The organism is Dolichospermum sp. FACHB-1091 (assembly GCF_014697585.1).
In the GTDB taxonomy this organism is placed as follows: Bacteria; Cyanobacteriota; Cyanobacteriia; order Cyanobacteriales; family Nostocaceae; genus Dolichospermum.
Genome location: NZ_JACJSB010000003.1, coordinates 38,591 through 57,275, shown reverse-complemented (window position 1 = coordinate 57,275; position 18,685 = coordinate 38,591). Strand labels below are relative to the sequence as shown.

Here is an 18,685-nt window from a genome sequence, read left to right as displayed (position 1 = left end):
TCACGTTTTACTAACTGCAATTACGAAAACAATAGGGAGAAATTCATTGTGGCACGGATTGCCGGAGTAGACCTTCCCCGCGATAAGCGCGTTGAAATCGGTCTAACATACATTTACGGAATTGGTTTAACTAGATCACATCAAATTCTCGCGGCTACTGGTGTAAATCCAGATACCCGCGTCAAAGACCTAAGTGATGCTGATGTCACAGCCCTCAGAGGCGAAATCGAAAGCAACTATCAAGTTGAAGGGGATTTACGTCGTTTAGAAGGGCTAAATATTAAGCGTCTAGTTGATATTGGCTGTTACAGAGGTCGTAGACACCGCATGGGCCTACCTGTGCGGGGACAAAGAACTCGTACCAACGCCAGAACCAGACGTGGTAGAAGACAGACAGTTGCTGGGAAGAAAAAAGCTCCTGGTAAATAATTTTTCTGAACTTGCGGCTATGGGCAAGTTGTACCTTAAATTTACTCAACAAATATGGCCAGACAACCAACCAAAAAAACCGGGAGCAAAAAACAGAAACGGAACGTTCCCAACGGCATTGCCTACATTCAATCTACTTTCAACAATAGCATTGTCACGATTACCGATCAAAAAGGAGATGTCATCTCCTGGGCAAGTGCTGGTTCTAGTGGATTTAAAGGGGCAAAAAAAGGAACTCCCTTTGCGGCACAAACTGCCGCTGAAAGCGCGGCTAGACGAGCCACAGACCAAGGAATGCGGCAAATCGAAGTCATGGTTAGTGGCCCTGGTGCGGGCAGAGAAACTGCTATTCGGGCGCTCCAAGGTGCTGGACTGGAAATTACACTCATTCGGGATATTACCCCAATTCCCCACAACGGTTGCCGTCCACCCAAGCGCCGTCGAGTTTAAACAAAACTATTTTGGCACCCAAGCCTGTAGGTTGAAGCTCGGGAAAATAATCAGCAATGCCCTGTATGGCTGGTAATTTTGAACTATTTTCCCCAAGGGAGTACCTATCCAATTTAGACCCATGGGGTAAATAAGTTCGCGTCACAAAGCGATAATCAGCTTTCCCCCAGGTTGATCAACTTTGTGGAAACCAAAAACAATACCTGTAGGCTAAATTAAGATATCAAATTTAGGCGATAATTGCCAACTGTCAATTGTCAACTGGAAAATGAGGCAATTAATTTACCCTTATAGCAGCACCTTAAAAAGGGAGGCTACTCCATGGCGCAGTTTCAAATTGAATGTGTAGAGTCTAATGCCGAGGAAAGTCGGAGCTATTACAGCAAGTTTGTTCTCGAACCTCTAGAGCGAGGACAAGGAACAACTGTTGGTAATGCGTTGCGGCGGGTGTTACTTTCTAATTTAGAAGGAACATCAGTAACAGCAGTGAGAATTGCTGGTGTTAGTCATGAGTTTGCAACAGTTCCGGGTGTGCGGGAAGATGTATTGGAAATCCTCATGCGAATGAAGGATGTCATTCTCAAGAGTTATTCTGCTCAACCCCAAATTGGTCGCTTAGTCGTGAATGGACCTGCTACGGTAACGGTGGCACATTTCGACCTACCCAGCGAAGTAGAAGTGATTGACCCAACTCAGTATATCGCCACCGTCGCTGAAGGTGGAAAACTGGAAATGGAATTTCGCATTGAGAGAGGCAAAGGTTACCGCACTGTAGAACGAGGCAGAGAAGAAGCCACATCTTTGGATTTTCTGCAAATTGACTCAGTGTTTATGCCTGTACGGAAAGTTAACTATAGTGTGGAAGAAGCTCGTGGCGATGGTTCTTTGAAAGACCGACTCCTGTTGGAGGTATGGACTAATGGTAGCATCTCTCCCCAAGAGGCACTATCATCAGCCGCTGGAATTTTGGTAGATTTATTCAACCCTTTGAAAGATATCTCCCTAGAACTAACGGATATAGGTTCAGACTACCCAGATGACCCCACAGCCCAAATCCCAATTGAAGAGTTACAGTTGTCTGTAAGAGCTTATAACTGTCTCAAACGCGCCCAAGTCAACTCTGTAGCGGACTTATTGGATTATACCCAAGAAGACCTTTTAGAAATCAAAAACTTTGGTCAAAAGTCAGCGGAAGAGGTAGTGGAAGCTTTACAGCGGCGCTTGGGTATTACCTTGGCTCCAGAAAGAAGCTCCAAAAGCAGCTAAAGCAAAACCTAATAAATAAAACTTCATTAGTGCATTGTTATGCGTCATCGTTGCCGAGTCAAACAACTTAGTAAACCAGCAGACCAACGTCGCGCTCTCCTCAGAGCTTTGACAACAGAGTTGGTACGTCATGGTCGAATTACTACAACTTTAATCAGAGCGAAAGTTGTCCGCAGTAAAGTAGATAAAATGATTACTCTAGCAAAGGATGGCTCTCTAGCAGCCCGTCGTGAAGCTTTAGGTTATATCTACGACAAAACCCTAGTTCATGCACTATTTGAGCAAGCTCCTACTCGGTATGCTAACCGTCAAGGGGGCTATACTCGGATTCTCCATACCGTACCCCGTCGCGGTGATCATGCTCAAATGGCGATTATTGAACTAGTTTAAAGTTATTGGTTATTGTCATGGGTCATTGGTCATTAGTCAGTAGTCAAGAAAAACCACTGACAACTGACAATTGACAACTGACAACTGACAACTGACAAACAACTATGTTAGAAAGCCGCCAGCATTATCCCACTCAGCGAGTAGCCTTAGTTATTCAGTATCTAGGTACTCATTTTCACGGCTGGCAAAGACAAAAGGGACAGCGCACCGTCCAAGAGGAGATAGAAACAGCTATAGCCACGGTTTTGGGGTATCATGTAGCACTCCACGGCGCAGGTAGAACTGATTCTGGAGTCCATGCTGCCGCTCAAGTCGCTCATTTTCAGGCTACAGGTTTAATTCCTGCACATAAGTGGGCAAAAGTTCTCAACAGCTATTTGCCCCCAGATGTATTGATCAGGGCATCAGCGGGTGTAAGTGAAAGTTGGCACGCTCGTTTTAGCGCAGTTTACCGACGATATCGTTACACGATATACACCGAAGAATTACCGAATTTATTCGTAAAACCCTTCAGTTGGCATTATTATTATGCAGCCTTAGATGAATCCTTAATTACATCTGCCCTCAACCCACTGCTGGGAAAACACCATTTATCTGCCTTTGAGCGGGCTGGGTCGGTGCGATCGCATTCCTGGGTAGAAATACAAGCAGTAGAATGTCGTCGCAGCGGAGCTTTTATCCATATTGAAATTCAAGCTAATGGATTTTTATATGGCATGGTAAGGCTGTTAATAGGCATGATAGTAGAAGTGGGTTCTAGACAGCGGACAGTAGAGAATTTCACTGAAATTTGGCAACAAGAACGGCGAGAAGAAGTGAAATATTCTGCACCTGCTCACGGACTATGCTTATTGAGAGTCGGTTATCCCGATTTTCCCTTTCCACCAAAAATATGGTATGACACCCAACCATACTTAGTCATGAATAATGACAACTGACAACTGACAAAGGACAAAGGACAAAGGACAAAAAATGAGTAGTAAAACCTACCTTCCCCCTCAAGCATCTCTTGAGCGTGATTGGTACTTAGTAGACGCTACAGATAAGCGTCTGGGAAGACTGGCCAGCGAAGTCGCTATGATTCTCAGAGGGAAGAGAAAAGCCGAATATACTCCCCATTTAGATACAGGGGATTTTGTGATTATTATCAATGCTGAGAAAGTAGCAGTTACAGGTAAAAAGCGCACTCAGAAAATTTATCGTCGGCATTCTGGCCGTCCAGGTGGCATGAAAACAGAAACCTTCGCTAAGTTGCAACAGCGCTTACCAGAAAGAATCCTCGAACACGCCATTAAGGGTATGTTACCTAAAAACAGTTTGGGTAAACAATTATTTACCAAACTAAAAGTCTATGCAGGACCTACCCACCCTCATGCAGCACAACAACCTAAAGAAATCACCATTAGTACAATTCCTGGAGAAAATTAATGCAGGTAGCAGAAATTAATAGCGGTCGTGCCGTTTACTGGGGTACTGGTCGTCGTAAATGCTCAGTGGCCAGAGTTCGCCTAGTTCCTGGTGCGGGTAAAATGACTGTTAACGGTAAAGATGGAGAATTGTATTTCCAATTCAATCCCAACTATTTAGGAGCTATTAAAGCACCTTTAGAAACATTGGGTTTGGAAAACGAATACGACATTGTTGTGAAAGCTGAAGGTGGTGGCTTAACTGGACAAGCTGATTCTATCCGTCTAGGAGTAGCCCGCGCTTTATGTGAGCTTGACCCGGATAACCGTTCACCTTTGAAAACAGAAGGGTATTTAACTCGTGACCCACGAGCTAAAGAACGGAAGAAATACGGTTTACATAAAGCCCGGAAAGCACCTCAATACTCCAAACGTTAATCACTTTTGGATTTTGGATTTGGGGTTTTTCTCCACCAGCGCGGCAATATGTATTGTCTCTGAGAGACGATAGAGATATATAATAGCAAAGCATGGCCTAAGCCATAGAGATTTATCTCAAAATCTAAAATCTAAAGTGTCAAAATTTATATAGATTCACAACACAAAAAACAATGGCTAAACCTGATATTCACCCTAAATGGTATCCAGACGCTAAGGTCTACTGTAATGGTCAAGTAGTGATGACCATTGGCGCTACTAAGCCCGAACTCCACGTAGATGTTTGGTCTGGAAATCACCCCTTTTACACTGGTACTCAGAAAATGATTGATACTGAAGGCCGTGTAGAACGCTTTCTCCGTAAATATGGTATGTCCAGCGCTCAAACTGCTGACGATAATCAAAAGTAGCGGGTTGGCTATAGCTATTTAAGCGAGTGCATGGCGGAAGCCATAGACGACCCCGCACTGCGCTGGGTCGCTTCTCATTTTATGCTTGAGCCAACTTGTTATTTTTTAGGAGCATTTATAGTCATCATGGCAGAATTATACTTACGGTCGAAACTTAAATCCGTTGAACAAACCTTTAATGAATTAACACGCCGTTTAGCTGATCCTGATACCGCTAGTAATCCTGATGAGTATCAAAAAATTGCTAAGTCTCGTTCTTCTTTGGAAGAGGTAGTTAATACCTATGAAACTTGGAAAACAGCCCAGGATGAATTGGTAGGGGCCCGTCAAATACTCAAAGAGTCTAATAGCGACCTAGAGTTGCATGAGATGGCCGCATTGGAAGTTAGCGAACTAGAAGAAAAGCTAGAATATTTAGAAAGTCGCTTAAAGGTATTGCTGTTACCCCGTGACCCCAACGATGATAAAAACATTATGTTGGAAATCCGCGCTGGTACGGGTGGTGATGAAGCAAGTATCTGGGCAGGAGATTTACTGCGAATGTATTCCCGGTATGCTGATAACCAAGGTTGGAAGGTGAAGTTAGTCAGCGAGTCCCCTGGGGAAATGGGCGGTTTTAAAGAGGTAATTCTAGAAATTCAAGGTGATAGTGTTTATAGTAAACTCAAGTTTGAATCTGGTGTACATCGTGTACAGCGCGTACCAGCAACGGAATCTGGGGGAAGGGTTCACACTTCTACCGCTACTATAGCGATTATGCCGGAAGTGGATGAAGTGGAAGTCCATATTGATCCGAAAGATATTGAAATGAGTACAGCCCGTTCCGGTGGTGCGGGTGGACAAAACGTGAATAAGGTGGAAACAGCAGCTGACTTATTTCACAAACCTACAGGTATTCGGATTTTCTGTACAGAAGAACGTAGTCAGTTACAGAATAAAGAACGGGCGATGCAAATTCTCCGGGCTAAATTGTATGAATTAAAACTGCGAGAACAACAGGATGCTGTAACTTCCATGCGGAGATCCCAAGTTGGTACAGGTTCTCGTTCGGAAAAGATTCGTACCTACAATTATAAAGATAACCGGGTGACTGACCACCGTTTAGGTCAAAATTTTGGCCTTAATCCTGTCTTGGAGGGTGATATAGAAACCGTGATACAGTCTTGTATATCTCAAGACCAACAAGAACGGTTAGCAGAATTAGCCGCCTCCGGTTCTAGTAGCTAATTATCACAGGAAACAGGAAAAATAGATAGTTAACTGTTCTCAGGTTTAAGGACTAAATACCTTAAACCACTTATTTAAAACTGTATTAATTGTTTGTTTAATTTGATGGTTGCGATTCCATCTTTGAAAAGCGATTTCGTAATCTTCCCCTTTAGTTTGAAAAGTATTCCAAATATCTAAAGATATGGCTAATGCAGAAGCGACTAAGATATAAAGTGACCAAGAAATACCGCCACTTAGGGAATCCATGGCTAGGAAAAAAATGTTAATAATTGCGTAATTTCCGAGACGTTTTTTAAATTTACTGCGACGATAAAGATTAAAAGCTTGACGCTGTTCGACTTCGCTTTGTTTAACCAACCAATCTCGTTCCGCTTGTTGGAGATTATCAGGTGATATTTGTAACTCTTTAGCAATTTCCAATATCTGTTGATAGGAAAATTCTTGATTATTGTCATTGACTTGACGAGAAATTGCTAATTGTAGGATTTGCTGTACATCCTCTTGAGTATAGGAACGCAGGGTATGAGAATTAAATTCTGTCATAATTCTTGCTCAAATAAACGTTTTGATAGAGAACCACACTACTATCAGCAATATTGGTACTACTTCCAGGTTAGCAAATTTAAATCTATTCTGGTTTAGTTCTTTCCTGTGTGTTCTAGAGTGGTATCTGTGCTTAGATGAAGATTTGAAGAATAATTAACCGCAGATTAACGCAGATTAACACAGATGAAGACTGATGAATTTATTTTGAGATATTTTTATTGGGAAATCTCTAACAGCAATACCCAGTTAAATTACCAAGAATTTAAAAAATTCCATCCTTCTTTTTCTCCTGTTTCGGGTATTTCTTCTGTTACTGGTGTGTTGATATTTTCATCTTGAATTAAACGATTATATGCTCCCGAATCAACCCATTTTAATAATTCACCAGTTCGCATGACTAACCAAGAAAGATGAGATTCTGAATAACTTAATATTTTCGTAACTTGATCTAGATTATCAACACTATTAGCAGTAAATTCGCGGGATTGAATTAGGAAATCTTCGATGACATTAGGGGTTAAATACTCTTCTGGTAAACCCGCAAGTTTCATTAATGCGGTAGTTGCAACATCAATATTTTGACAAGCTAATAAACCTGCACGGTCTGCTGTAAATTTTGCCATCATTACCCAATTATATAACGCTAATTCTACACCACTAGCGATTAATCCTCCTAATCCTAATGTGGTACTACTTAACCATATTTTTAATGCCGGCATGACAATTGATATTTGATGATAAATCATATGTTGACTTTTAATTCTAGCAATTTCGTATCCAAAAATAAATAGTAATTCATCATAGTTTAACCATTCCATTGCTTCAATATTAATCCCAATAATAGGTTTTTCTACGCCAATGATATAGGTTTTAATATGTCCTGTGCCTCGAAACAAATACAATTCAGGAATAGTTGTTACATCCAGAATTTGACAAGCTTCTAGCAAAGGTTGATACAATTGAGGAAAATTCCGGGGAGTAACTCTGATTTCACTAGCAATACTTTGTAATCTCAGTAAACGATCAATACCATATTCATTGACTTTTTTCAGTAAAGGAGAAATACCAGGCATATTTTGTAAAGAAGCCAAAGCTTTTCGATCAAAAGGGTGTTCGTAAGCTGTTGAACTGATTCCAGTTAATATTTTTTTTGTCATGGGTAAGTAGGTTGGCGTTAAAAATTGTCGTTATGACAAGGGAACAGGGAAGAGGTTTTGGGCAACTTTACTTTTCGTTACTTATGTCGGTTTTTTTTTGCGTTCTCCTACTTAGTGGGTTAATTTGGTAATATTATTAATATAATTAAATTATATAGCTAATGACACCCTCCGCAAACGTAAAAAAATCCCGTTCAAAACTCAAATATATTCGTAGGTTGAGTTGAGGAACAAAACCCAATATTTTCGAGTTTTCATCTAAATGTTTTGTCGCTTATGTATATTTTATACTATACTTTTAAAAACCTTTAGCCAGAATTTACTCTATTCTAACTTGACTTTGTCATTTTACCAGAGCGATCGCTTCTAGAAGATGTTTGCTATTGCAAAGAACTTTGAGGAACTAAGCCAGATATTCTATCCTATTTACAAAGTTTCGGCGCATTTGTTGGGTTTCACTTCGTTCAACCGAACCTACAAACAATGGTCAAGTTATTGTTTACAAACCCATATTTTTATTCACCAATTCTAATACAGGTTTTGGTTTAAATTGTTCCATAACGTACTCCATAACTACAGGTTGCAAAGTATATTTACCTGCTTTTTCCTGAATTAAAGAGCGTAAATTTAGCCTTTCTATTGCTTGCCAAAAATGGGATCTAGAAATATCAGGTAATATATTTGCTAAATCAGTAATTGTTGTTAATTGCGAATTAGTTGCCAAATAATAGATGATTTGCTTTTCTAGCTCACAGAGACAATTTAACTGTTGTTCTAGCAACCTGTGAAGATGATAACTGACTAATAGGGTATTCTGTGCTAGAAATTTGCTAATATCACCATTAAATAATTTGATGATCGCATTAACAGCTATTTGAATTTTTAAAGGATTATTACCATATAAATCGCATAATTCATATTTTTGTTGTTCTGTCCCCAATAGTGGTTTTGATTGTATCAAGGAAAACGCTGTTTTAAAAGAACCAAACAATCTCAAAGAACGCACTGAGGATGACCAATTTTCCAGTAAACTAATTTGGTCAGGTTGATTTCGACAGGTGAAAATTAGACAGCTTTGATGATTGGTTTTCGCAATTACTTGGATAATATGATTATATTTGCTATCAAACGCATCTAAATCTGTTTCGATGTCATCCAAGATAATCAGACAACGATAGGCACGCAAATAATGGATAATTCGATGAATATTGGGTTTACTTTCCTTGTAATTGGACATCAAGGATAGCATATCAGTGATCATCTCATCAAAAGACAAGACAGTAGGCACAGAACGCCAAAAAACGTAATCAAATTGATCTTGAATTTGTTTTGCTAGTTGGGTGGCTAAAGTTGTTTTTCCAACTCCAACCATACCGAATAATCCCAGTACACGACAACCATCTTGTAAAATCCATGACTGTAATTGTGTCAGTTCTTGGCTATATCCGTAAAATTCTGAAATATCAATTGCAGTTCCCCAGTCTAGAAATTGATTTGCATTTGGTTTTTTTTTGCGTATTTGTGCGTATGCGGGGGGTAGATATTACTTGAACACTGGTAGTAATTTCTTGCCAATCTAGATTTAATTTACGACACAGTTCTTCAAAGCTTGTATAACTAACAGGTTTACCAGTCAGGAAATTACTAATTGTAGCTAAGGACAATCCAGTATCATAAGCTAAAGCTCTTTGGCTGGGGTAGCCATTAAGTCCAAGTGCCATATTAACCTGTTGAATACGGTCATTGCTTACCTTAATTGACTTTGACATAATGTTAAATAATTTACATCAAGACGGCAATAATTCACTCTTTCAAACAGATTTGACTAAATTCCAGATGTTATGAGTGATATCTTCTCATAATCAATCCGTCATGTAAATCTATCTTTAGATAGATGACATGATTGTTTTGTTTTTTGGTGTCAAAATTAGCTCTCAAGTCAGATGAAGTCAGATGAAGTCAGTGTTTCTTAGTACGGAAGTCAGTTAGCAGTGGAATAGTCTATTTAACTAGAAGGATTTTTCCTATAGATAGAGGGTTATCTTCATGGCAAGATTTACAGTCACCAACAATAACGACAGTGGCGCAGGTTCTTTGCGTCAAGCCATCATTGATGCGGGTAATGCAGTTGGAGTAGATATCATTGATCTCACCAGCGTCAGCGGCACAATTAATCTCAACAGTTCTCTCGGCAATCTGAATACAGGTAACGATATCAATTTTGTTGATGATGGTAACACCACCATTAGTGGTCAAAATGCCTATCAAATTCTTGCGGTAAATGGTGCTAGTGTTACTTTCTCCAGACTGACCTTTGCTAATGGTTTAGCCAGAGGAGGCGATGGTAACGGTGGTGGTGGCGGTGGTTTAGGCGCTGGGGGGGCGCTGTTTATTAATGCAGGGAATGTCACCCTGAATAATATCACTTTTACCGGTAACAGGGCTGTTGGTGGTAATGCCAACAGCAATGCAGGTAGAGGTGGTCATGGAGGAGAATATTACGGTAGAAATCGTAATGGTGATAATGGTCAAGCCGGAGGCGGAGGTGGAGGATTAAATGGTGGTTCTGCTTCATCAGGTGGTGTTGGCGGGAATACAGTAGAGGGTGGTGCTGGTGGTGCTGGTGCTGCTGGTGCTGCGGGTAGTTTTGGAGTAGGCGGTGGCGGCGGCGGCGGTGGTGCCGGTGGCGACCATAATGGTGGTGCTTGGAGTTGGAATGGTGGTGTTGGTGGTGCTGGTGGTGCTGGTGGTTTTGGTGCTGGCGGTGGCGGTGGCGGTGGCGGTGGTGGTGCTGGTGGTAAATGGTCGGATAAATATCAGGGATCTGGCGGCAGTGCTGGTACTGCTGGTCAATTTGGTGGCAATGGTGCTGGTGGTGCTGGTGGTAAACGAGGTGAATGGTATGGTGATACAAGTGGTGTCGCAGGAGCTAATGGTGGTCAAGGTGGCGGTGGTGCTGGTTTAGGAGGTGCGATCTTCGTTAACTCTGGTGCAAATTTAACCCTACTAAATAGCGTTTTTACTGGCAACTTAGCCACAGGTGGTACTGGTGCAAATAATGGTCAAGCTCTTGGTGCGAACATTTTTGTCAATGGAGGTACAGTCCAATCCATTGGCACAACCGCAACCATTGCCAGAGACTATACCAACGTTAACTATACCAACAACGGTACAATCAACGCTGTCTCCTTCCCCACTAATCCCAATCTCTATGAGTATAACGGGTCTATTTATCGCCACACTACCGCTGGAACATGGCAACAAGCTCAAGCACAGGCACAGAGTTTAGGAGGAAATCTTGTCACCGTCAACAATCAAGCCGAGCAGGATTGGTTAGTCAATACTTTTGGTCCTACGGAACGGCTATGGATTGGCTTGACAGATGAGGAGACAGCAGGCCAATACAAGTGGGCGAGTGGTGAAACATCTATCTACCTTAACTGGGCTGGAAATGAACCATCTGATAGTGCAGGCCATGTTCAAGATTATGTGTATATTAATTATCTTTCTCCGGGACAGTGGGATGATTTAGGTACAGGTCAACTCAGAGGCATTATTGAAAACAAGTTTTACGAGTATAACGGCAGTAAGTATCTCTTAACAGGTCCTGGAACATGGAAACAAGCTCAAGATCAGGCACAGAGTTTAGGGGGAAATCTTGTCACCGTCAACAATCAAGCCGAGCAGGATTGGTTAGTCAGTACCTTTGGTGGTAGTGAATTACTGTGGATTGGGTTGACAGATGAGGTGACAGAAGACCAGTTCAGGTGGGCTAGCGGTGAAACCTATACTTATACTAATACTAACTGGAATTGGAATACTGGTGAACCAAATAATCTCGGGAATGAAGATTATGCGGGGATGAATTGGGGTGGGGCTGGTAAATGGAATGATTACCCCAGTACCTGGTCTCAAAGAGGCATCATTGAAATCAATCACTATGGTGCAGTGGGGGGTAATCCTCAATCTCAGTTTTTCAGTTTAGCTAAACCCGAAAAACTTACCATTAGTGTTATCGGCGGTTTTGGTCCTGATATTTTCCAACTCAGATCCTACGACGGCTTAACTACATCTCAACAGGTTTCCGGTGGGCAAGGCGGTGATATATTTAATATCTCTCTTGAAGGCTCATCTGGGATAGTTGGGCTAGATTTCAATGCAGGTAAACTCAAAGATCTAGCCACAACGATAGTAACACCCAACTGGGATATTAAGAATGAACGTAGAATTGCGAATATGGCTCATGCCTCCATTCAAGCAGGTATAGATATTGCTTCGGGAGTGGCACAAGGAATTAATATTACAGGCATAGGGAATGGTTTGATTAGTGCTGCTGCTGCTGCTGCTAAGGGAGCTAATACTATAGCGAATATAGCAGCAAACTACTTTTTAGACATCAAAGAAACTAATGCCAAGTTAAATCAACTCGGTAACTTCTTTGATGGTCAAGGAGCAAATGGCTGGGGAACCGTTAACATCACCCAAAGCCGTTCTTTGGTGGAGATTCTGGATTTTGAACCAGGGATAGACACCATAACCTTACCCAAGCTAACTGGCAATCAGAACTACACTTTTACTTTAGCGGCGGGTAGTCAAAATGCGGTATTAGTTGCACTTTACGACGGAACCAATGCGTCTATACCTTTTTTGAAAATTAACATTGCTTCAAATCTTCAGGGACTTGTAAATGGTCAGAATATTGGTTTAGCGCAATTTATCCAAAGCTTGTTAGTTAGCAAGTCAGAGTCAGCCAATAGTGTTATCGGTAAGACCCTTAGTGTTATCGGTAAGACCCTTAATGATTCTAGTGAAGTAGCAGTTAGTGGTGCAATCTACACTGGAACTATTGCCGGGGATTATATCTATGTTGATAAAAATAACCCCACTGTCGGCTCTGTCAAAATATACGGTAATGCTGGTGATGATATTCTGGCGGGAGGTGGTAATAATGGCAGTAACGAAATATATGGTGGTGATGGGGATGATTTCATTGTACCCGGTGGAGTGAATGACACTATTGATGGTGGTACAGGATATGACCAGGTTAATTATTCACTGAATGCGGTAGGAATTTCTATCACCAGTAGTAATAGTACCAACTTCAAAACCGTTGAATCAGTTACAGGTACTGTCTACAACGATACTATCAATTACAGTGACTTACAAGTTGCCCCAGATGACGGATTACCCATAAATTTAGAGGGTAGGGCAGGAAATGACAACCTTATAGGTAGTCAATATCAGGATGTCATTGATGGCGAAGATGGCAATGATACCTTAATTGGTGGTGCGGGTAGCGATATCCTTAAAGGTGGTGCGGGTGATGATATTCTTAACCCAGGTTATAGCCAATACTCCACTGATACAGTTGATGGCGGCGATGGTAATGACCTACTGCAAGTAGATTACAGTAACAAGACTAGTGCTAGTGTAGGTATTCATTTAGGATTTCAAAACAATAATGTCATCTACCATCGTTCTGGAACTAATGATAATTATGAGTTAGTTAAGTTTTCCAACATTGAACGTTTTGATATCATTGGCACACAATATGATGATGCTTTTGAGGGACGTTCAGGTAATGATACCTTCAATGGTGGTGCTGGTAATGACTTCCTTGATGGTGGTGATGGTAATGACATCCTTGATGGTGGTGCAGGTACAGATACTCAAATTGGTGGTTTAGGCAACGATATTTACGTTGTAGATAGCACCACTGACATCATTACCGAAAATGCCAATGAAGGTACAGATACTATACAATCTAGTGTCACCTTGACTCTTGCTACCAACGTCGAAAATCTGACACTGACAGGAACAGCAGCAATTAACGGTACAGGTAACGCGGGTAATAACGTCATCACAGGTAACAGTGCTAATAACATCCTTGATGGTGGTGCTGGTAATGACACCCTCAATGGTGAAGATGGTAATGATCTGCTATATGGCGATGTCGCATCTTACGGCGGATCTACCTTATTTAACTACAACGGCAACACATATCTGTTAACCACTGCTGGAACATGGCAACAAACTCAAGCTCAGGCACAGAGTTTAGGCGGAAATCTTGTCACTGTCAATAATCAAGCCGAGCAGGATTGGTTAGTCAGTACCTTTGGTGGTAGTGAATTACTGTGGATTGGGTTTACAGATGAGGTGACAGAAGGCCAGTTCAGGTGGGTAAGCGGTGAAACCTCTACTTATACTAACTGGTCTCCTGGTGAACCAAATGATGCCAATGGGGGAGAAGATTATGTGGGGATGAATTGGGGTGGGGCTGGTAAATGGAATGATTTCGGTAGCGCTTCTTTTAGAAGCATCATTGAAATCGTAGGTGCTAATGACATCCTCAACGGTGGTGCTGGTAATGACACCCTCAATGGTGGTGCTGGTACAGATACCCTAATTGGTGGTTTGGGTGATGATATCTACATTGTTGATAGCACCACTGAAATCATTACCGAAAATGCCAATGAGGGTACAGATACTATTCAATCTAGTGTCACCTTAACTCTTGCTACCAACGTTGAAAACCTAACTCTGACAGGAACAGCAGTAATTAACGGTACTGGTAACGCAGGTAATAACGTCATCACAGGTAACAGTGCTAATAACATCCTTGATGGTGGTGCTGGTAATGACACCCTCAATGGTGAAGATGGTAATGATCTGCTATATGGCGATGTCGCATCTTACGGCGGATCTACCTTATTTAACTACAACGGCAACACATATCTGTTAACCACTGCTGGAACATGGCAACAAACTCAAGCTCAGGCACAGAGTTTAGGCGGAAATCTTGTCACTGTCAATAGTCAAGCCGAGCAGGATTGGTTAGTCAGTACCTTTGGTGGTAGTGAATTACTGTGGATTGGGTTTACAGATGAGGTGACAGAAGGCCAGTTCAGGTGGGCCAGCGGTGAAACCTCTACTTATACTAACTGGTCTCCTGGTGAACCAAATGATGCCAATGGGGTAGAAGATTATGTGCATATGTACAGTAATGGTAAATGGAATGATTCTGGTAGTACCGCAATTCTAAGAGGCATTGTTGAAATCGTAAATGCTAATGACATCCTCAATGGTGGTGCGGGTAATGATACCCTTGATGGTGGTGCTGGTATAGATACCCTAATTGGTGGTTTAGGCAACGATATTTACGTTGTAGATAGCACCACTGACACCATTACCGAAAATGTCAACGAGGGTACAGATACTATTCAATCTAGTGTCACCTTAACTCTTGCTACCAACGTCGAAAATCTGACCCTAACGGGAACAGCAGCCATTAACGGTACTGGTAACGAACTCAATAACGTCATTACTGGTAACACTGCTAATAACATCCTTGATGGTGGTGCTGGCAATGATACCCTAATTGGTGGTTTAGGCAACGATATTTACGTTGTAGATAGCACCACTGATACCATTACCGAAAATGCTAACGCAGGTATAGACACCATTCAATCTAGTGTTACTTACACTATTTTAGCCGCTAACGTAGAAAACCTGACCCTGACAGGAACAGCAGCAATTAACGGTACAGGTAACGCGGGTAATAACGTCATCACTGGTAACAGTGCTAATAACATCCTTGATGGTGGTGCTGGCAATGATACCCTAATTGGTGGTTTAGGCAACGATATTTACGTTGTAGATAGCACCACTGACACCATTACCGAAAATGCCAACGAAGGTACGGATACCATTCAATCCAGTGTTACTTACAGTATTTTGGCTGCTAACGTTGAAAACCTGACCCTGACAGGAACAGCAGTAATTAACGGTACAGGTAACGAACTCAATAACGTCATTACAGGTAACGCTGCTAATAACATCCTTGATGGTGGTGCAGGTAACGACACTCTTAATGGTGGTAGTAGGGATTCTTTACTGTCTTTAGATGGTGTCAATGACTATGTGAATCTCAACAATCCATCTCACCTGAATTTCACAGGAGAGATTACCATAGAAGCTTGGGTGAAAGTAAAAGCTACAGATGGACTGCGGGATATTGTCGCTCACGATGATAGTTATAATCCTTTTAGTGCAGTATTTCTGAGGCTATGGAATGGTCAATATCAAATTGGCTCTTGGAATGGTACAGATTACATGGCTACCTTTGTTATACCCAGCGCAGATATTGGCAATTGGGTTCATCTGGCTGGAGTATATGATAGTCAGGCTCAGGCATGGAACCTCTACCGCAACGGTGTACTCGTTAATTCTACTGCCTCCAGCGTAGGAGCATTGCAGGTTAATGAGAATTGGACAATTGGTGCGAAGGGAAATGGAGCAGAACGATTCTTCAACGGCGACATTGACGAAGTTCGTATTTGGAATAAAGCCAGGACTCAGCAAGAAATTCAGGCAAACCTGAACCAAACTCTGACTGGAAATGAAGCTAACTTAGCTGGTTACTGGAATTTTGACAACGTTGCTGGCTCGACAATTACCGACTTAGCCAAAGGCAATAATGGTACTTTGACTAATGGAGCATCTATTATTGTAGCCAGTGACATCCTCATAGGCGGTACAGGGGATGATACTTACATCGTAGATAGCACCACTGACACCATTACCGAAAATGCCAACGAGGGTACAGATACTATTCAATCTAGTGTCACCTTAACTCTTGCTACCAACGTGGAAAACCTGACACTGACAGGAACAGCAGCCATTAACGGTACTGGTAACGAACTCAATAACGTCATCACTGGTAACAGTGCTAATAACATCCTTGATGGTGGTGCTGGTACAGATACCTTAATTGGTGGTTTAGGCAACGATATTTACGTTGTAGATAGCACCACTGACATCATTACCGAAAATGCCAACGAGGGTACAGATACTATTCAATCTAGTGTCACCTTAACTCTTGCTACTAACGTGGAAAACCTGACACTGACAGGAACAGCAGCCATTAACGGTACTGGTAACGAACTCAATAACGTCATTACTGGTAACACTGCTAATAACATCCTTGATGGTGGTGCTGGCAATGATACCTTAATTGGTGGTTTAGGCAACGATATTTACGTTGTAGATAGCACCACTGACACCATTACCGAAAATGCCAGCGGTGGTACAGACACCATTCAATCTAGTGTTACTTACACGATTGCGACTCTTGCTCTTGCTAACGTGGAAAACCTGACACTGACAGGAACAGCAGCCATTAACGGTACTGGTAACGCAGGTAATAACGTCATCACTGGTAACGGTGCTAATAACACCCTTAATGGTGGTGCTGGTACAGATACCCTAATTGGTGGTTTAGGCAACGATATTTACGTTGTAGATAGCACCACTGACACCATTACCGAAAATGCCAGCGGTGGTACAGACACCATTCAATCTAGTGTTACTTACACGATTGCGACTCTTGCTAACGTTGAAAACCTGACTTTAACAGGAACAGCAGCAATTAACGGTACTGGTAACGCGGGTAATAACGTCATTACTGGTAACGGTGCTAATAACATCCTCAACGGTGGTGCAGGTACAGATACCTTAATTGGTGGTTTAGGCAATGATATTTACGTTGTAGATAGCACCACTGACACCATTACCGAAAATGCCAGTGGTGGTACAGATACCATTCAATCTAGTGTTACTTACACTATTGCTACCGTAACCAATGTTGAAAATCTGACTTTAACAGGAACAGCAGCAGCCAACGGTACAGGTAACGCTGGTAATAACGTCATTACTGGTAACGGTGCTAATAACATCCTCAACGGTGGTGCTGGTAATGACATCCTCACTGGAGGATTTGGAAAAGATACCTTAACTGGAGGGCTGGGAGCAGACCGTTTTGACTACCGCACTTTAGCTGATTCTGTTTTCAGTAACTTTGATGTCATTACCGACTTCAATGCTAATACTGGCAATGATTTATTCCTTGTTTCCACGGCCCGCAGCGTGTTCAATAATGTTACCACACCTGTGGCAACACTTGATGCAACCGGAATTGCAGCTAGGTTAACTAATGCTACTTTTACAGCTAACTCTGCGGCTCAATTCACCTTTGGTACTCGTACTTTTGTCGCTATTAATGATGCTACCGCAGGATTTAGTGCCACTACGGATGCCATTATTGAGGTGACAGGTTTAACTGGTACTTTAGGAATCAGTAACTTTACTACTACCTTAGTGTAGTTTCTGGTATTCTTGAGGTAAACCACTTTGTAGAGATGTTTCATAAAACGTCTCTACATTATTCTTGTTATTGATGGGATATGTAAGGGTTTAGCAGTGATTATTGGTGTCAACTTAACGTAAAACCCATAACCCAACTGGGAATTAATTCCCAGTCTCATAGCAGAAGTTGTCTTTTGATGACTAAAAGAATTAGAAAGGTTAGATATCACTTTTTTGTCAAGTCAATAGGGAATTTTGGCGATCGCTCAAATTAGATCATTTCTGAGTAAATTTATGGCTAAAATTGTTGAAGGAATAGCTATTAATTTTGTAAAGTTTTGTATCAGCCGGGGAAATTACAGCGATTTTCATGTAGTTAAGCCAGAAAATGAGGTAAACTAGAATAAATATATTGTTAAATTATATGCCAACACCTTATTCAATAGATTTGCGTAGTCGCGTGATTATGGCCTGGGTTGCTAAAGAAGGGTCTCAACGCCAGTTAGCAGAAAGATTTAAGGTCAGTTTATCATTTATAAGAGACTTACTGCGTCGTTATCGTGAAACTGGACAAATTGAACCAAAGCAATGTGGAGGATACGAAAAGCCTATAATTGAAGATGAATATCTGAACATGATTAAGTCTTGGCTCGATGAAAAAAATGATTTACTACTTTCAGAATTATGCGCTCGCTTTAGGGAAAGCACAGGAATTAATGTCAGTATCCCGACCATGCATCGTGCTTTAAAAAAGTTGGGATTACGTCATAAAAAAAGTCTAAAAGAAGAGTGAGCAAGATACGCCACGGGTACAAGAATT

General features: G+C 41.5%; 15 protein-coding genes. 11 read left to right on the top strand and 4 right to left on the bottom strand.

Annotated features, from left to right (window positions below):
- Positions 1-48 precede the first annotated feature (48 nt).
- The 9 genes from rpsM (at position 49) to prfA (ending at position 6,016) form a co-directional block, all read left to right on the top strand.
- On the top strand, positions 49-429 hold the full coding sequence (gene rpsM, locus H6G25_RS02415; RefSeq protein WP_028089020.1) for a 30S ribosomal protein S13: 381 nt from the start codon (positions 49-51) through the stop codon (positions 427-429).
- Positions 430-483: 54 nt separating this feature from the next.
- Complete coding sequence (gene rpsK / locus H6G25_RS02410) at positions 484-879, top strand: 30S ribosomal protein S11 (protein ID WP_028089019.1); 396 nt, start codon at positions 484-486, stop codon at positions 877-879.
- Positions 880-1,200: 321 nt separating this feature from the next.
- On the top strand, positions 1,201-2,145 hold the full coding sequence (locus H6G25_RS02405) for a DNA-directed RNA polymerase subunit alpha (protein WP_137906389.1): 945 nt from the start codon (positions 1,201-1,203) through the stop codon (positions 2,143-2,145).
- Positions 2,146-2,184: 39 nt separating this feature from the next.
- Positions 2,185-2,535: a 50S ribosomal protein L17 gene (gene rplQ / locus H6G25_RS02400; protein WP_028085239.1), complete on the top strand. Its 351-nt coding sequence runs from the start codon at positions 2,185-2,187 to the stop codon at positions 2,533-2,535.
- Positions 2,536-2,639: 104 nt separating this feature from the next.
- On the top strand, positions 2,640-3,473 hold the full coding sequence (truA, locus tag H6G25_RS02395) for a tRNA pseudouridine(38-40) synthase TruA (RefSeq protein ID WP_190391117.1): 834 nt from the start codon (positions 2,640-2,642) through the stop codon (positions 3,471-3,473).
- Positions 3,474-3,507: 34 nt separating this feature from the next.
- Positions 3,508-3,963: a 50S ribosomal protein L13 gene (gene rplM / locus H6G25_RS02390; RefSeq protein WP_028085237.1), complete on the top strand. Its 456-nt coding sequence runs from the start codon at positions 3,508-3,510 to the stop codon at positions 3,961-3,963.
- Positions 3,963-4,379 carry a 30S ribosomal protein S9 gene (rpsI, locus tag H6G25_RS02385; RefSeq protein WP_028085236.1) on the top strand — a complete coding sequence of 139 codons (417 nt, stop codon included), beginning with the start codon at positions 3,963-3,965 and terminating at the stop codon, positions 4,377-4,379. Before rplM ends, rpsI begins: the two co-directional genes overlap by 1 nt.
- Before the next feature lie 173 nt (positions 4,380-4,552).
- Positions 4,553-4,789, top strand: coding sequence for a 50S ribosomal protein L31 (rpmE, locus tag H6G25_RS02380; RefSeq protein WP_137906387.1), 237 nt, complete (start codon positions 4,553-4,555; stop codon positions 4,787-4,789).
- A gap of 126 nt (positions 4,790-4,915) precedes the next feature.
- Positions 4,916-6,016, top strand: a complete 1,101-nt coding sequence (gene prfA / locus H6G25_RS02375; protein ID WP_190391234.1) for a peptide chain release factor 1 — start codon at positions 4,916-4,918, stop codon at positions 6,014-6,016.
- Positions 6,017-6,061: 45 nt separating this feature from the next.
- Here the strand turns inward: prfA and H6G25_RS02370 are convergent, their stop codons facing one another.
- The 4 genes from H6G25_RS02370 to H6G25_RS02355 all read right to left on the bottom strand — a co-directional run bounded on the left by H6G25_RS02370 (position 6,062) and on the right by H6G25_RS02355 (position 9,491).
- The gene (locus tag H6G25_RS02370; RefSeq protein ID WP_190371053.1) at positions 6,062-6,562 is read right to left on the bottom strand and encodes a 2TM domain-containing protein; all 501 of its coding nucleotides are present in this window, start codon (positions 6,560-6,562) and stop codon (positions 6,062-6,064) included.
- Positions 6,563-6,816: 254 nt separating this feature from the next.
- Positions 6,817-7,722: a M48 family metallopeptidase gene (locus H6G25_RS02365; protein ID WP_190391116.1), complete on the bottom strand. Its 906-nt coding sequence runs from the start codon at positions 7,720-7,722 to the stop codon at positions 6,817-6,819.
- Positions 7,723-8,221: 499 nt separating this feature from the next.
- The gene (locus H6G25_RS02360) at positions 8,222-9,154 is read right to left on the bottom strand and encodes an NB-ARC domain-containing protein (protein ID WP_199319638.1); all 933 of its coding nucleotides are present in this window, start codon (positions 9,152-9,154) and stop codon (positions 8,222-8,224) included.
- A gap of 31 nt (positions 9,155-9,185) precedes the next feature.
- A complete protein-coding gene (locus H6G25_RS02355; protein ID WP_190391115.1) occupies positions 9,186-9,491 on the bottom strand; it encodes a helix-turn-helix transcriptional regulator in 306 nt (101 codons plus the stop codon).
- Between the two features lie 277 nt (positions 9,492-9,768).
- Between H6G25_RS02355 and H6G25_RS20995 the strand changes: the two genes are divergently transcribed.
- Positions 9,769-17,883 carry a lectin-like protein gene (locus H6G25_RS20995; protein ID WP_190391114.1) on the top strand — a complete coding sequence of 2,705 codons (8,115 nt, stop codon included), beginning with the start codon at positions 9,769-9,771 and terminating at the stop codon, positions 17,881-17,883.
- Positions 17,884-18,289: 406 nt separating this feature from the next.
- Positions 18,290-18,658: a helix-turn-helix domain-containing protein gene (locus H6G25_RS02345; RefSeq protein WP_190391113.1), complete on the top strand. Its 369-nt coding sequence runs from the start codon at positions 18,290-18,292 to the stop codon at positions 18,656-18,658.
- Positions 18,659-18,685: the final 27 nt, after the last annotated feature.

What these genes read in the sequence shown, in the direction of transcription:
- rpsK (WP_028089019.1), top strand. Translation starts at nt 484, where the DNA reads ATGGCCAGACAACCAACCAAAAAAACCGGGAGCAAAAAACAGAAACGG.
- H6G25_RS02405 (WP_137906389.1), top strand. Translation starts at nt 1,201, where the DNA reads ATGGCGCAGTTTCAAATTGAATGTGTAGAGTCTAATGCCGAGGAAAGT.
- rplQ (WP_028085239.1), top strand. Translation starts at nt 2,185, where the DNA reads ATGCGTCATCGTTGCCGAGTCAAACAACTTAGTAAACCAGCAGACCAA.
- truA (WP_190391117.1), top strand. Translation starts at nt 2,640, where the DNA reads ATGTTAGAAAGCCGCCAGCATTATCCCACTCAGCGAGTAGCCTTAGTT.
- rplM (WP_028085237.1), top strand. Translation starts at nt 3,508, where the DNA reads ATGAGTAGTAAAACCTACCTTCCCCCTCAAGCATCTCTTGAGCGTGAT.
- rpsI (WP_028085236.1), top strand. Translation starts at nt 3,963, where the DNA reads ATGCAGGTAGCAGAAATTAATAGCGGTCGTGCCGTTTACTGGGGTACT.
- rpmE (WP_137906387.1), top strand. Translation starts at nt 4,553, where the DNA reads ATGGCTAAACCTGATATTCACCCTAAATGGTATCCAGACGCTAAGGTC.
- prfA (WP_190391234.1), top strand. Translation starts at nt 4,916, where the DNA reads ATGGCAGAATTATACTTACGGTCGAAACTTAAATCCGTTGAACAAACC.
- H6G25_RS02370 (WP_190371053.1), bottom strand. Translation starts at nt 6,562, where the DNA reads ATGACAGAATTTAATTCTCATACCCTGCGTTCCTATACTCAAGAGGAT.
- H6G25_RS02365 (WP_190391116.1), bottom strand. Translation starts at nt 7,722, where the DNA reads ATGACAAAAAAAATATTAACTGGAATCAGTTCAACAGCTTACGAACAC.
- H6G25_RS02355 (WP_190391115.1), bottom strand. Translation starts at nt 9,491, where the DNA reads ATGTCAAAGTCAATTAAGGTAAGCAATGACCGTATTCAACAGGTTAAT.
- H6G25_RS20995 (WP_190391114.1), top strand. Translation starts at nt 9,769, where the DNA reads ATGGCAAGATTTACAGTCACCAACAATAACGACAGTGGCGCAGGTTCT.
- H6G25_RS02345 (WP_190391113.1), top strand. Translation starts at nt 18,290, where the DNA reads ATGCCAACACCTTATTCAATAGATTTGCGTAGTCGCGTGATTATGGCC.